The organism is Paenibacillus xanthanilyticus, from assembly GCF_042682185.1.
GTDB lineage: Bacteria > Bacillota > Bacilli > Paenibacillales > Paenibacillaceae > Paenibacillus_Z > Paenibacillus_Z xanthanilyticus.
This window is the reverse complement of sequence record NZ_JBHUHA010000001.1, coordinates 1,962,116-1,975,525: the sequence shown is the minus strand read 5'-3', so window position 1 is coordinate 1,975,525 and position 13,410 is coordinate 1,962,116. Positions and strand designations below refer to the sequence as shown.

General features: G+C 55.7%; 12 protein-coding genes. All 12 read left to right on the top strand.

Annotation, left to right across the window (positions count from 1 at the left end; genetic code table 11):
* The first annotated feature begins 251 nt into the window (after positions 1-251).
* The 12 genes from panB (at position 252) to ACFSKT_RS08110 (ending at position 13,391) form a co-directional block, all read left to right on the top strand.
* Positions 252-1,166 carry a 3-methyl-2-oxobutanoate hydroxymethyltransferase gene (panB, locus tag ACFSKT_RS08165; protein ID WP_377722264.1) on the top strand — a complete coding sequence of 305 codons (915 nt, stop codon included), beginning with the start codon at positions 252-254 and terminating at the stop codon, positions 1,164-1,166.
* On the top strand, positions 1,163-2,053 hold the full coding sequence (gene panC / locus ACFSKT_RS08160) for a pantoate--beta-alanine ligase (RefSeq protein WP_377722263.1): 891 nt from the start codon (positions 1,163-1,165) through the stop codon (positions 2,051-2,053). Before panB ends, panC begins: the two co-directional genes overlap by 4 nt.
* Positions 2,046-2,429: an aspartate 1-decarboxylase gene (gene panD, locus ACFSKT_RS08155; protein WP_377722262.1), complete on the top strand. Its 384-nt coding sequence runs from the start codon at positions 2,046-2,048 to the stop codon at positions 2,427-2,429. The genes panC and panD overlap by 8 nt, the downstream gene beginning before the upstream one ends.
* A gap of 114 nt (positions 2,430-2,543) precedes the next feature.
* Positions 2,544-3,287, top strand: a complete 744-nt coding sequence (locus ACFSKT_RS08150) for a tetratricopeptide repeat protein (RefSeq protein ID WP_377722261.1) — start codon at positions 2,544-2,546, stop codon at positions 3,285-3,287.
* Positions 3,288-3,314: 27 nt separating this feature from the next.
* The gene (gene dinG, locus ACFSKT_RS08145) at positions 3,315-6,182 is read left to right on the top strand and encodes an ATP-dependent DNA helicase DinG (RefSeq protein ID WP_377722260.1); all 2,868 of its coding nucleotides are present in this window, start codon (positions 3,315-3,317) and stop codon (positions 6,180-6,182) included.
* Positions 6,179-6,838 carry a redox-sensing transcriptional repressor Rex gene (locus ACFSKT_RS08140; RefSeq protein WP_377722259.1) on the top strand — a complete coding sequence of 220 codons (660 nt, stop codon included), beginning with the start codon at positions 6,179-6,181 and terminating at the stop codon, positions 6,836-6,838. The genes dinG and ACFSKT_RS08140 overlap by 4 nt, the downstream gene beginning before the upstream one ends.
* Positions 6,819-8,120, top strand: a complete 1,302-nt coding sequence (locus ACFSKT_RS08135; RefSeq protein WP_377722258.1) for an amidohydrolase — start codon at positions 6,819-6,821, stop codon at positions 8,118-8,120. Before ACFSKT_RS08140 ends, ACFSKT_RS08135 begins: the two co-directional genes overlap by 20 nt.
* Positions 8,120-8,650, top strand: coding sequence for a cell wall elongation regulator TseB-like domain-containing protein (locus tag ACFSKT_RS08130; RefSeq protein ID WP_377722257.1), 531 nt, complete (start codon positions 8,120-8,122; stop codon positions 8,648-8,650). Before ACFSKT_RS08135 ends, ACFSKT_RS08130 begins: the two co-directional genes overlap by 1 nt.
* A gap of 313 nt (positions 8,651-8,963) precedes the next feature.
* Entirely contained in the window at positions 8,964-9,500 is a 537-nt protein-coding gene (locus ACFSKT_RS08125) for a hypothetical protein (RefSeq protein WP_377722256.1), read from the top strand.
* A complete protein-coding gene (locus ACFSKT_RS08120) occupies positions 9,493-11,007 on the top strand; it encodes an AAA family ATPase (RefSeq protein ID WP_377722255.1) in 1,515 nt (504 codons plus the stop codon). The genes ACFSKT_RS08125 and ACFSKT_RS08120 overlap by 8 nt, the downstream gene beginning before the upstream one ends.
* A gap of 312 nt (positions 11,008-11,319) precedes the next feature.
* Positions 11,320-12,192 (top strand): 3-hydroxyacyl-CoA dehydrogenase family protein, encoded by an 873-nt coding sequence (locus tag ACFSKT_RS08115; RefSeq protein WP_377722254.1) that lies wholly within the window; start codon positions 11,320-11,322, stop codon positions 12,190-12,192.
* Complete coding sequence (locus ACFSKT_RS08110) at positions 12,189-13,391, top strand: acetate/propionate family kinase (protein WP_377722253.1); 1,203 nt, start codon at positions 12,189-12,191, stop codon at positions 13,389-13,391. The genes ACFSKT_RS08115 and ACFSKT_RS08110 overlap by 4 nt, the downstream gene beginning before the upstream one ends.
* The last annotated feature ends 19 nt before the right edge of the window (positions 13,392-13,410 follow it).

Sequence of the window (13,410 nt, the reverse complement as noted above, 5' to 3'; positions counted from 1 at the left end):
TACTTGATTTAACTGGAAACCGTATTCGGGGCGGTATCGCGGATGGGGCGAACTGCACCCGAACGGACGGTCTTCAGGAGATTGGCCAATATTTGCATGGCAGTGCGTATTCTGCTCTGAGCCGTTAGGGACCGAGACAGAAGGAAGCTTGCGTAAGCAACGAAAGACGCTCCTTTTCGATTTGGGACCTTTTTAGCGGCGGCTAAAAGGTTTTTTTGTGTTTACCCTAATCCTTAAAGGAGGATGAAGACATGAAACAGGCACTTACCATTACGAAGATGAAAAAAATGAAGCAGCTTGGCGAAGCGATCTCCATGCTTACGGCTTATGATTACCCATCCGCCAAACTTGCCGAGGAAGCGGGCATCGATATCATTTTGGTCGGCGACTCGCTCGGCAACGTCGTGCTTGGTTACGATACTACGATCCCGGTCACGCTCGACGATATGGTGTACCACACGCGCGCGACGGTGCGCGGTGCCGCGAACACGTTCGTCGTGGCCGATCTGAGCTTTATGACATACCGGCTAAGCGTGGAGACGACGCTGCGCAACGCCGCGCGTCTCATGCAGGAAGGCCGCGCGCACGCGGTGAAGATGGAAGGCGGCGCGGATATCGCGGACGAAGTAGCCGCGCTCGTACGCGCGGGCATCCCGGTTATGGGCCATATCGGCCTGACGCCGCAATCGGTTCATCAGCTGGGCGGTTATAAGGTTCAAGGGAAGCTGCCGAAAGAAGCCCAGCAGCTGATCGACGACGCCAAAGCGCTGGAAGCCGCCGGCGCATTCGCCATCGTGCTCGAGCTGGTCACCGAGCCGCTGGCCGCGGCGATCACGCAGGAGCTGTCGATCCCGACGATAGGCATCGGCGCGGGACGCGGCTGTGACGGGCAAGTGCTCGTTTACCATGACTTGCTGAAATACGCTTCGCCGTACAGGGAGAAGAAGTTCGTCAAAACCTATGCGGACATCGGAACAACCATTCGAGAGGCGATCTCGTCCTATATAACGGAGGTCAAATCCCGCGCGTTCCCGGCCGAGCAGCACGCGTTCGGCGTACAGGAGCAGTCGGAGATCGCGAACCTGTACGGCGGTCAGGAGCAAGCGGCCGCGGCCGCGGAATCTCCGGCGAAGGAACTGCAGCATCAAGGAGGCGCAAGACCGTGATTATCGCCAAGACGATCGAACAATTGCGCGCGGCTCTTCGCGGCCAGCGGGATGCCCGCCCTGAGCAGCATATCGGCTTCGTGCCTACGATGGGCTTCTTGCACGAAGGACACGCAAGCTTGATGAGAAGAGCGAAGGAAGAGTGCGGCTTTGCCGTGCTCTCCATCTTCGTCAACCCGATGCAGTTCGGACCGAACGAGGATTTCGACCGTTACCCGAGGGATGCCGAGCGGGATCTTCGCATCGCGGAGCAGAACGGCATCGACGTGGTCTTCATGCCGTCCGTCGAGGAGATGTATCCGAACAAGCCGGTGACCAAGATTCTGATCAGCGGAGTGACCGAGCGGCTGTGCGGTGCCTCCCGGCCGGGGCATTTTGACGGCGTAGGGCTGGTCGTCGGCAAGCTGTTCAACCTCGTCCAGCCGGACCGCGCCTATTTCGGCATGAAAGACGCCCAGCAGGTGGCGGTCATCGAGCGGATGACGGAAGACTTGAATATTCCCGTCCAGATTGTGCCTTGCGAGACGGTTCGCGAGTCGGACGGTCTTGCCTTAAGTTCCCGCAATGTCTACTTGAGCGAGGAAGAGCGCGGCCAGGCGGTCATTCTGTCCCGGACGCTGGCGCTTGCCGAAGAATGGGTGAAATCCCCGGGCATGACGAATCGCGCGCTTTCGGATAAAATAAAAGAGTCGATTGGACAAGCGCCTTTGGCGGACATTGATTATGCCGAGGTGCTGACCTACCCAGACTTGGAACCTCTGAACGACGAATCCGAGCTAACGGCTCACGAAGGTAAAATTCTTGTCGCGCTGGCCGTCAAATTCGGCCGAACGAGACTGATCGATAACCGCTTGATGGAACTGCACGGAGGTGGCTACCATGTTTAGAACGATGATGAAATCGAAAATTCACCGCGCGACCGTCACGGAAGCGAACTTGAATTATGTGGGAAGCATCACGATCGACGAAGACCTGATGGAACTGGCCGACATTTGGGCGAACGAGAAGGTCCAGATCGTCAACAACAACAACGGCGCACGGCTCGAGACCTACGTGATAACCGGCCCTCGCGGCTCCGGCGTCATCTGTCTGAATGGCGCTGCGGCGCGTCTGGTGCAGCCAGGCGACAACATCATCATTATTTCGTATGGCATGATGACGGAGGAAGAAGCCCGGCAGTACAAGCCGAAGATCGTGATCATGGATGCCGGCAACAAACCGGTGGACGCCCATTATGAAGAGGTGCACGGCGTCAGCATTTAATTCGGCTGGTTGGGTTGTGTAACGAATGCCATGGAGTATGAAAAGCCTCCCCCGCGCAAAGAATGAGCATAACATTTCATTCAAATTCGACGCGTGAAGGTGGGGATGCAGGCGATGTTCCAGCATGTATTCGCAACGATGCACGAACTGCTTGACGAGATCATGGTACATTTTGGCAGCGCCGAACTCGATCAAAAGAAGCGGTACTTCGAGCAATTATCCATGCTAAAATCAATGAGCGACACCTTTATTGAAGAATGGCTTCAATTCGAGGAGAAGCTGGCCGAATTCCGTAATACGTACCGGGACGCGCCGGATGGGGGCAAACCTTCCGGCGTACCGTCTGCGGCTGTCGGACCGCCAGTTGCGCCTGTCGGCAAGCCCGAAGGCGATAAGCCGGCGAATGGGCTTTCATCCCAGCCAGCTGTGCCCAAGCAGCCGGTTATGCAAGATCCCGGCAACGAAACGGGATTAATGGTTAAAGGGCAGGGGTATTTCAAATTATTCATGTTCAAAGAAGCGGCTGACCACTTCGAGCAAGCGGTGCAAGCAGCCCCGGAGAACAACATGGCGCGTCTGTTTCTTGCGATGACGCATATGCATCTTCAGCAATGGCAGGAGGCGCAGCGGCATTTTCAACTGCTCGTCGAGCTGACCGATCACCCCAAGTGGCAGGCGCTCGGATATAACGCGCTTGGCTGTATTCAAGCGGTACGAATGAATTTGGAGCAGGCGGAACGTTATTTCTTGAAGGCGCACGAGACTGACCCGGCTTTTACCGACCCTTTATCGAACTTGAAATCATGTCAGAAGCAAGACGGGCACTTATCTCTTTATTTCGGTAGCGGGCAGCTTTAGTTTGCGGAGAGGATCGAGTAGCGGAAGATGAACTATGCGGTTTTGGATCTTGAGACGACCGGCCATGGGGCCGGCGATGAAATTATACAAGTCGGGCTGGTGCTGCTTGACGAGGAGATGCAGACGATTCGGTCGTACAGCAGCTTCGTCAAGCCGACCATACCGATTCCAGCCTTTATTACGCAGCTTACGGGCATCGATGATGAGATGGTAGTCGATGCGAAACCGATTGACGAAGTGCTGCTCGAAGTGATCCCGCTGCTGGACGATGCGGTTCTGGTCGCCCACAACGTTGGTTTCGACGCCGGCTTCTTGAACCAGGCGTTGGATCGAAGCGGATATATGACTTTCGATGGACGGAGATTGGATACGATCGATCTGCTTCGCATCCTATACCCGACGCTCACCTCGTATCAGCTGGGCTCGGTCACGGAGCATTTCGGAATCGTACACGATCAGCATCACAGGGCTGATAGCGACGCAATGGCAACCGCCGAACTGTTCGCGGAATGCTACCGCAAGCTGGAGCGATTGCCGCTGTTGACGCTGCAGCGCATTGCATCGCTGCTGGGAGACGCCATCGACGATACCGGTTGGTTCGTGAACGAGATTGCGATACGCAAAGAGACGATGTCCACCGTGGATTCGGATGCCTATCAATATTTCAGGCAATTCGCAATGCAAGCGGGCGATTGGACGGAAGAACAATCGCCCCGCGAAGGCGAGGATATTCCGGTCGCGGATTGGACGTTCGACCAATTTTTAAGCGGACTCAAAGAGAATATCAAGGCGCTCATTCCCGGCTACGAGGAACGAGAACCTCAAAATATAATGTTCGAAGAGGTGCTGGCCGCGCTTGAACAGAACCGGCACCTGCTTATTGAAGCGGGCACAGGAACGGGCAAATCGCTCGGCTACCTGATTCCCGCTCTGTTTTATGGTATCCAGCAGGATAAAAAGATAGTCGTCAGCACGCATACGATTAACCTGCAGGAACAATTGCGTCAACGGGACTTGCCTTTATTGCAGCAGGTGATGCCCGCTCCGTTCCGGGCAGCGATATTTAAAGGACGGGGCAACTACTTGTGTCTTCGCAAATTCGAAGGCAAGGTGAATATGCACGATTTTGCTTCCCCGACCGAAGACCGCATTACGGCTTCGCAAATGGTCGTGTGGCTGTCGGAGACCGGACATGGTGACCAAGAGGAACTGAATTTCGGCAACAAAGGGTCGGAATTCTGGGGAACGGTCGCCAGTGACGCCGATTCCTGCCTCAATCGAAGCTGTCCTTGGTTTAAGCGTTGTTATTATCATCGCGCGAAACAGGAAGCGAATTTGGCGGACGTCGTCATTACGAATCATTCGATGCTGTTCACCGACATCCGCGCAGACCACCGGCTCCTTCCCGGTTATGAGCATTTAATCGTGGACGAGGCGCACCATCTCGAGGAAGTGGCAGGCAAGCATCTGGGCACCCAAATTTCGTATTTGTCCGTGCAGCATCCGCTTGTCCGATTAGCCAAGGACGCGCGCAACGGGCAACTGGTCAGCCTCATTCACAAGCTTGCGGGAGAACCCTCTGACAAATCGCTTGCGTGGCGGGAGAAGATCGACGAGATTTTGCCGGATTTCGGCGATTTGCGGGACGATTGGGACCAATTATTCGAGCTGCTGTACGCAATGATGGGCAGCGGCCAATCCGATTCAGCAGAGACGGGACAGCTGGTGCTCCGCTTGCGCCATGGCAATTTGCCGAAAGGCTGGGGCGACGCGCAAATCGTGGAGGAAAGCATTCACGGGCATTTGAGCAAAATCGTGCGAACGCTGGATAAAGTGTTCGGTGAAATCAAAGACGAAGTCGACGACTCGGCGATCGTCGCGATGGTGACGGACTTGAGCGGGACGGTCAAGGATTTGACACGGGCACGCGACGAGCTTCGCACCTTCATGAAAGCCGACAAGGCTGATATGGTGTATTGGCTGGAGGGAAACACGAATTTCAGGGCAAAATCCATCCATCTTTATGCCGTGCCGGCCGATGTCAGCGAGCAGCTGCGCACCCACTTCTTCGACGCCAAGAAAAGCGTCGTGCTTACATCGGCGACGCTATCGGTGCAGAAGTCGTTCCAATATGCGGCGGAACAGCTCGGGCTCGGCGAAGACGAGAAGAATGGCCGACTGAAGACGGTTCAACTTCCGTCTCCGTTCAACTACAGAGAACAGGCGCTCGTTGTCATCCCGCGCAATTTGCCTGTATTGAAGGGGGCGGCAGGCGATCCTCACTTTAACGAGCTGCTGATCAAGTCGCTTGCGGATACGGCGGTCGAGACGAAAGGACGGATGCTCGTGCTGTTCACTTCGTACCGGATGCTGAAGCAGGTATACGATCCGTTGAAGGAACTGCTTGCAGCAAGCGGCATTCAGCTGATTGGGCAAGGCATCGACAGCGGCAACCGGAGCAAGCTTACCAAGCGGTTTCAACAGCAGGCCAAATCCGTACTGCTGGGCACGAGCAGCTTCTGGGAAGGCGTCGATATCCCCGGCGATGCGCTGACGTGCCTCGCGATCGTCCGACTTCCGTTCCAGCCGCCGAATCATCCGCTCATCGAAGCGAAATCCGAAATGCTGCAGCAGCAGAAGCAGAATCCGTTCATGAAATTGTCGGTGCCGCAAGCCGTTATCAAGTTTAAGCAGGGCTTCGGCCGGCTCGTCCGCACCTCGAAGGACAAAGGAATCGTGCTCATCTATGATACGCGCGTAATCGATACCTACTATGGCAAATACTTTCTTTATTCGCTGCCGGGTCCGAAAATCGAGACGATGCATTTGGATCAAATCGTGCCGCGCATCCGCGATTGGCTATCCACCAAAGCAGGAGAGGAGGTCCGCACATGACTAAGACGTTCAAAATTTCCGAAGCCGTCGTTCGCCGGCTGCCGGTCTATCTTCAAGTGCTCGGCGATTTGCACAAGCGCGATATTCAAACCGTCTCTTCCCAGGAGCTTGGTAACAAACTGGACTTGAATCCGGCGCAAATTCGTAAGGATTTGGCCTATTTCGGAGAATTCGGACGCAAAGGCATCGGCTATGACGTTTCGTATTTGATCGAGAAAATCAGGCAAATTTTGAAGTTGGATCAGCCGCTGAGCGTCGGGTTGGTCGGCGCTGGTAATTTAGGCCGCGCGTTGTGCAATTATAATACGTATTTGAAGGATAATATGAAAATAACGGCGGTATTCGACGCGCATGCGCCGATCGTCGGCACGAAAATCAACAGCTTGACCGTACTGCCCATGGATAGTCTGATCGAGAAAGTGAAAGAACTGAACATCCGAATCGGGATTATTACGGTCCCTGCATTCGAAGCGCAGAACGTGGCCGATCGATTCGTGGCGGCAGGCGTCGAAGGGATATTGAACTTCGCGCCTGTCATCCTGCGCGTACCCGAACACGTTCGCATTCACTACGCGGATTTTACCCGGGATCTGCTCAGTTTGGCGTACTATTTGGAGAAAGAAGGAGAGACCGAGAATGAACCGGTTGTGGATTGAGAACGGCACGTTCGTCACGATGGACGATAATCAGCCTTGGGTGAAAGGTCATATGGTCGTGGAGAACGACCGCATTACATACATAGGTGAGGCAGCGCCAACGCCGATTCCCGAAGGGGCGGAACGCATCAACGGCCAAGGTCTGGTTTTCATGCCGGGACTGATCAATACGCATGCGCATTCGGCCATGTCGCTGCTGCGGGGGTATTCGGACGACGAAGCGCTGCAGGTGTGGCTGCAGGATAAAATGTGGCCGATGGAAGGCAAGTTCAACGACGAAGACGCGCATTGGGGGAATGCCCTGGCCGTGATCGAAATGCTGAAGTCCGGCACGACGACGTTCGTGGACATGTACGACCGGATGCCGATTTTGGCCAAAGTCGTGGAGCAGTCGGGGATGCGCGGCGTGCTGACGCGCGGTGTGATCGGCCTCTGCTCGCCGGCGGAGCAAACCGCGAAGCTCGAAGAAGCGAAGCAGTTCGCCAAAGAGTGGAACGGTCAAGCAAACGGACGGATTCGGACGATGCTTTCGCCGCATGCGCCTTACACGTGTCCGCCGGATTACATTGAACGTATTGTAGCCGCGGCGCATGAGCTGGATGTGCCGCTTCATACCCACATGTCCGAATCCGCGGCAGAAGTGCAGCAGAACGTCAACGATTACGGTACCCGTCCGGTGGAGCATCTAGATAAGCTGGGCTTCTTCTCGCGGCCGTCGCTCGTGGCGCATGCCGTGCATCTGAACGACGACGAGATTGCGCTGCTGGCCGAACGCCGTGTGGCGATTTCCCACAACCCGGCGTCGAACCTGAAGCTGGCGAGCGGCATCGCGCGCGTGCCGGAGCTGCTGAAGGCCGGTGTGACCGTGTCGCTTGGCACCGATAGCGCGGCGAGCAATAACAACTTGGATCTGTTCGACGAGATCCGCATCGCGGCGCTGATCCATAAAGGCGTATCCGGCGATCCAACGGCGATTCCGGCCATGGAAGCGCTGCGGATGGGCACGGTCTATGGCGCCCGGGCGATCTGGCAAGCGGATGAGATCGGCGCGCTGAAAGCCGGCATGAAAGCCGATTTTATTGCCATTAATACGGAACAACCGCATTTTTACCCGCAGACGGAAATCGTCTCGCATCTCGTGTACAGCGGCTCCGGCCGCGACGTGCAGCATGTCTGGGTCGATGGCCGCCAGGTCGTGAAATCTGGCGTGTGCACGCTGCTCGACGAGCAGAAAATTATGGCCGAGGCACAACGCGCGTTTGAAGGGTTGCTGGCCCGTTAATGCGGACCGTACGACGCAAACGTCTTCCGTTTTGGACGCCGGTGCGAATTGCGTTATTCTCAGCGGTCGTCGCGGTGACGCTGCTGATCGGCCTTAACGCTTATTACATGCACGTTCAAGGCCCGCGGTGGAAGGAAGAGAACCAAGCGAAGTGGCAAGCCAAACAGATGGCCGGTCTTGTCTCGACAAAGGATGCCTACAAGTACGTGTGGGATACGACGGCTTGGGTTGTCGAAGGGAAGGACGCGGATGGGGACGATGCCGTCGTCTGGTTGACCGGGGAGAAGCTGGACCAGTTTATCGTGCGTAAGAAGAGGGACAGCGTCATCAGAGCCCAACTGAAGGAGCAGTTTTTCCAAGGGAAGCCGGATGCGGAGCTGAAGCAAATGCAGCTCGGGATGCTGGAAGGCCAGCCGGTGTGGGAGTTGTTCTACGCGCGGGATCAATCCGGCGAGCTGATGTATTATTATGATTTTTACCGGTACAACGATGGCGGTTATATCATCACCTATAACTTGCCGAAACAATAATCACGGACGTAAGCCGCTGCAGACGCAGCGGCTTTTTTTGGCATACTCAAGGGCATACTCGGCGTGGAACATCGTGCCGTGGAACATTTTGATTCATGAATAATCGAGCGGAATGCGATAAACTAAAGTTCAGGTTGAGAGGATGCGGACAGAGCAGTGACGATAGAGCGGATGTGAAGGCTGCCAGCACTGCCAGCACTTACACGCACGCTCGGTCCATGACGTGTGTTATACTTTTTGATACGGATTAGATATTTCTATCGGATTAGAAGGAATTATATAGACCGAATCTGCGAGAGGGGGCTTTTCAGCCATGAGAATAAAAGTCGTACCAACATTGATGACCGCCGTGTTATCCGCATCCTTGCTTGTCGGGGGATGGTATGCCTACCGTAACGTGGCGACGGTCCAGCCTTTGGAGCAGATCGTGAAAGAAGTGCCGGGCGTAACCGCAGCTACGCCGATCGTCGACCGCGAGAACGTGACGGTCCAGCTAACACTGACGCCGGAGGCTAACATTCGAAAGGTGTATGACACGATCGCGGAGAAAGGCAATTCGGTAATCGGCGATCGGACGCTTGAACTTCGAATCGAGAACAAGCAAGCGGACGAGAAATTGAACGATATTTGGTCGGCAACGCTTTTCGATATCGCGCAGGCGATGGAGAACCGGCAATATGCGCAAATTCCGGCGGCCATGATCGCGATCGAGCAAGAATATAAAGGCGTCACCGCGACGTCGGAGATGGATGATAAGAATGTTTACATTACGTTGAAGGAAGGCGAGGCGGTCAAGCACGTGATCTTACCTCGTACGCCGAATCAAATGGGGGTATGGCCGAATGCGTAATTATTCGAAGGAAATCGCGATTGGTTTTATTCCGGTCCTGATTATCTTCCTTCAGTTCGTCGCGCAAATTAACATTATGCCGCTCGTGCTGTCCGCCGCGATCTTGACGGGCGTCATCTATGTGGCGCGTTCGCGCGGCAACCTGGCCGCCATCGGCGGCGACAAGAGAACGAAGGTGCGTCCGACCACGCCGCTATCCTTCGAGGAGATCGGCGGGCAGGAGCGCGCGAAGCAGGAACTGATTGAAGCGCTCGATTTTCTGGTCCATGAGGAGCAGATTGCGAAGATGGGCATTCGTCCCTTGAAGGGGATCCTATTGACGGGCCCTCCGGGAACGGGTAAGACGCTGCTCGCCAAAGCGGCGGCTCATTATACGGACTCCATTTACGTTGCCGCCTCGGGCGCGGAGTTCGTCGAGATGTACGTCGGCGTCGGCGCGAGCCGTATCCGCGACCTCTTCAAGGAAGCGCGTCAGAAGGCGATCAAAGCAAACAAGACTAGCGCGGTCGTCTTTATCGACGAGATCGACGTCATCGGCGGCAAGCGCGACGGCGGTCAACATCGCGAATATGACCAGACGCTGAACCAGCTCCTGACGGAGATGGACGGCATTCATACATCGGAGTCGCCGCGCATTTTGCTTATCGCGGCCACGAACCGGAAGGAAATGCTCGACTCGGCGCTTCTGCGCCCGGGCCGTTTCGACCGCCATATCACCGTCGACCTGCCGGATAAGAAAGGCCGCTCGCATATTTTGAGCATTCATGCGCGAAATAAACCGCTAGCCCAAGAAACGGATTTAGAGAAAGTCGCGGCGGAATCGTTCGGTTTCTCCGGCGCCCAGCTCGAGAGCGTCTTGAACGAAGCCGCGATCTATGCGCTGCGCGAAGAGAGCGACACGATCTCCAACCGGCACCTGTCGATGGCCATTGATAAAGTCATGATGGGCGAGCGCACCGACCGTGAAGCGACGAAGGAAGAGCGCGAGCGCGTCGCGCTCCACGAGCTGGGCCATGCCATTACGGCCGAACTCGTTCGTCCGGGCAGCGTGTCTCAAGTCGCGCTGTCGCCCCGCGGCCAAGCATTAGGCTATGTTCGCCACAATCCGCAGCAGGACCGTTACTTGTATACGCGTGCCTTCTTGGAAGGTCAGATTATGGTGGCGCTTGGCGGCGCCGCCGCGGAAGAGCTGTTCTACGGCGACCGCAGCACCGGCTCGCGCGGCGACTTCGATCAGGCGATGAGCATCGTCCGGTCGATGGTGGAATCCGGCTTGACCGAGATGGGCATCGTCGACAATTCGATGATGACGCCGGATAAGTGGTCGCACGTGAACGCGGCGATTCTCGACGAATTGATGAACCGCGTGAAGCTCATGCTTAACGAGCAGCGCCACGTCTTCCTGCAGTCGCTCGACGTTCTGATCGCGGAAGAGACGATCGATGGAGACCGTTTCCGCTCCTTGCTTGGCAATAGCCCGATCGAACCGACGACTCAATCCGCTTAATTGTTAAGACGCCGTACAGCTGCGCTGTACGGCGTTATTGTTGTTCTGGACGTTTATGATGTGCCAAAATGTCGAATTATCCGCCGAAAAGTCCATTGACGCCGAAAGGTTATGCTTTGACGCTGCCGAGATGGTTTAATGAACAGGTAATATTGCCTAACAATTGCGACTTTGTTCACAATAATGTCTTAAAAGCGCCTCTGGGGAACAACTAGCCCGGGGGATTCAAAACGGCTATAATATAGAGCGGATAGATAGCGGATCATCACTTATACTACAAATATACGATCTGCTGCAATGGAGGATGAAACGTTGAACATACGTAAAGTTGGCGTTATTGGCGCTGGAACGATGGGACAAGGCATCGCAGAAATGCTCGCCTTTAAGGGACTGGATGTGTACGTGACCGAGCAATCGGCTGATCGTCTCTCGCAGGCGATGAGCGCGATCGAGCTCAGCTTGGATAAGCAAATCGAGAAGTGGGCGTTGACGCAAGCCGAGAAGAAGCTTGTGCTGAACCGGATTCATCCGATTCAGAAGCTGTCGGATCTATCGGGCTGCGAGCTGGTCATCGAGACGATCACCGAGGACTTGGACAGCAAAAAAATCGTGTTCGATCAACTCGACCGCCTATGCGGACCGAACGTGATTCTGGCGAGCAATACGTCGACACTCAGCTTAACCGAGCTGGCGGGCGTGACGGCTTATCCGGAACGCGTCATCGGCATGCACTTCGTCTACCCGGTTATGAAGACCGATCTGGTGGAAATCGTACGCGGGCTGAAGACGAGCGATGATACGTTCAACAAAACGAAGGAATTCGTCGAAGACGTCATCCAGAAGAAGGGCGTCATGGTATTCGAGTCGCCGGGCTTCGTGACGACGCGTCTGATCTGTCTGTTCATTAACGAAGCGCTGCATGTGCTCGAAGAAGGCGTCGCCTCCGCAGAGGATATCGACAGCGCCATGCGGATCGGCTACTCGTTCCAGCATGGGCCGTTCGAGATGGCGGACCGCTTCGGCCTGGATTCCGTTCTTGCCGCGCTCGACCGGATGTTCCGCGAATACGGAGAGCTGAAGTACCGCCCTTCGATCGTACTGAAGAAGATGGTGCGCGCCGGACACTTAGGCATCAAGACCGGCATCGGATTTTTCCAATATGATAAGGACGGGGACCGCATATGATCGTATTAGTCATGAACGCTGGCAGCTCGTCGCTCAAGTACCAGCTGTATAATATGAAGAACGAAGCCGTCCTCGCGCAGGGCCGCGTCGAACGGATCGGAATGGATTCCTCCATTGTGACGCATGAGCCGACGGACAAGCCGGAGGTTCGTCAGGTTAGCGAAATTCTGGATCACAATACGGCCGTGCGCAAAGTCATCGAACTCCTGACGCATTCGGAACATGGCGTGCTCAAGGCGATGACCGAGATCAAAGCCGTCGGCCACCGCGTCGTGCATGGCGGAGAGAGCTTCAAACAGTCGACGGTCGTTACGCCGGAAGTGAAGCTCGAAATTCGCAAGCTAATCGATTTGGCGCCGCTTCACAACCCGCCGGCCCTGATGGGCATTCTGGCCGTCGAAGCGAACCTGCCGGGCGTGCCGCAAGCAGTCGTATTCGATACGGCGTTCCACCAATCGATGCCGCAGGAATCGTTCTTGTATCCGATTCCGATGGTGCTCTATCGTCGCCACAAAATCCGCCGCTACGGCTTCCACGGCACGTCGCATGATTATGTCAGCCACAAAGCGGCGGAAGTCATCGGCCAACCGCTCGAGTCGCTCAAGATGGTCACGTGCCACATCGGCAACGGCGCTAGCTGCACTGCGATTCTCAAGGGCAAATCGTTCGACACCAGCATGGGCTTGACGCCGCTCGAAGGACTTATGATGGGTACGCGCAGCGGCGACATGGACCCGGCGATCGTGCCGTTCACGATGAACAAGGAAGACCTGACGCTTAGCGAGGTAAGCTCGATGCTGAATAAGCACAGCGGCCTGCAGGCGATCAGCGGCCTGAGCAGCGACATGCGCGAGATTACCGACGCGATGAAGGAAGGCGACAAGAACGCGAAGCTCGCCTTCGATATGTATACATATCGTCTGCGCAAGTATATCGGCGCTTATGCTGCGGCGATGAACGGCATCGATGCGATCGTGTTTACGGCTGGCGTGGGCGAGAATTCTTCCGTCGTGCGCAAAGCTGTCGTGGACGGCATTACATTCCTCGGCGCGGAGCTCGATGACGCGCGCAACGACGTCCGCTCGAAGGATGCGCGATTCATCTCCGCGGATACCTCCCGCGTGAAGGTGCTTGTCGTGCCAACCAACGAGGAGCTGCTCATCGCGCGCGATACGTATAATCTGGTGAAAAGCAAGTAATACCGATAAAGAAAGATGC

Coding starts and splice junctions, on each gene's coding strand:
- ACFSKT_RS08140 (WP_377722259.1), top strand. CDS start 6,179: ATGACTAAGACGTTCAAAATTTCCGAAGCCGTCGTTCGCCGGCTGCCG.
- ACFSKT_RS08120 (WP_377722255.1), top strand. CDS start 9,493: ATGCGTAATTATTCGAAGGAAATCGCGATTGGTTTTATTCCGGTCCTG.
- ACFSKT_RS08125 (WP_377722256.1), top strand. CDS start 8,964: ATGAGAATAAAAGTCGTACCAACATTGATGACCGCCGTGTTATCCGCA.
- panD (WP_377722262.1), top strand. CDS start 2,046: ATGTTTAGAACGATGATGAAATCGAAAATTCACCGCGCGACCGTCACG.
- ACFSKT_RS08150 (WP_377722261.1), top strand. CDS start 2,544: ATGTTCCAGCATGTATTCGCAACGATGCACGAACTGCTTGACGAGATC.
- ACFSKT_RS08130 (WP_377722257.1), top strand. CDS start 8,120: ATGCGGACCGTACGACGCAAACGTCTTCCGTTTTGGACGCCGGTGCGA.
- dinG (WP_377722260.1), top strand. CDS start 3,315: ATGAACTATGCGGTTTTGGATCTTGAGACGACCGGCCATGGGGCCGGC.
- ACFSKT_RS08110 (WP_377722253.1), top strand. CDS start 12,189: ATGATCGTATTAGTCATGAACGCTGGCAGCTCGTCGCTCAAGTACCAG.
- panB (WP_377722264.1), top strand. CDS start 252: ATGAAACAGGCACTTACCATTACGAAGATGAAAAAAATGAAGCAGCTT.
- ACFSKT_RS08135 (WP_377722258.1), top strand. CDS start 6,819: ATGAACCGGTTGTGGATTGAGAACGGCACGTTCGTCACGATGGACGAT.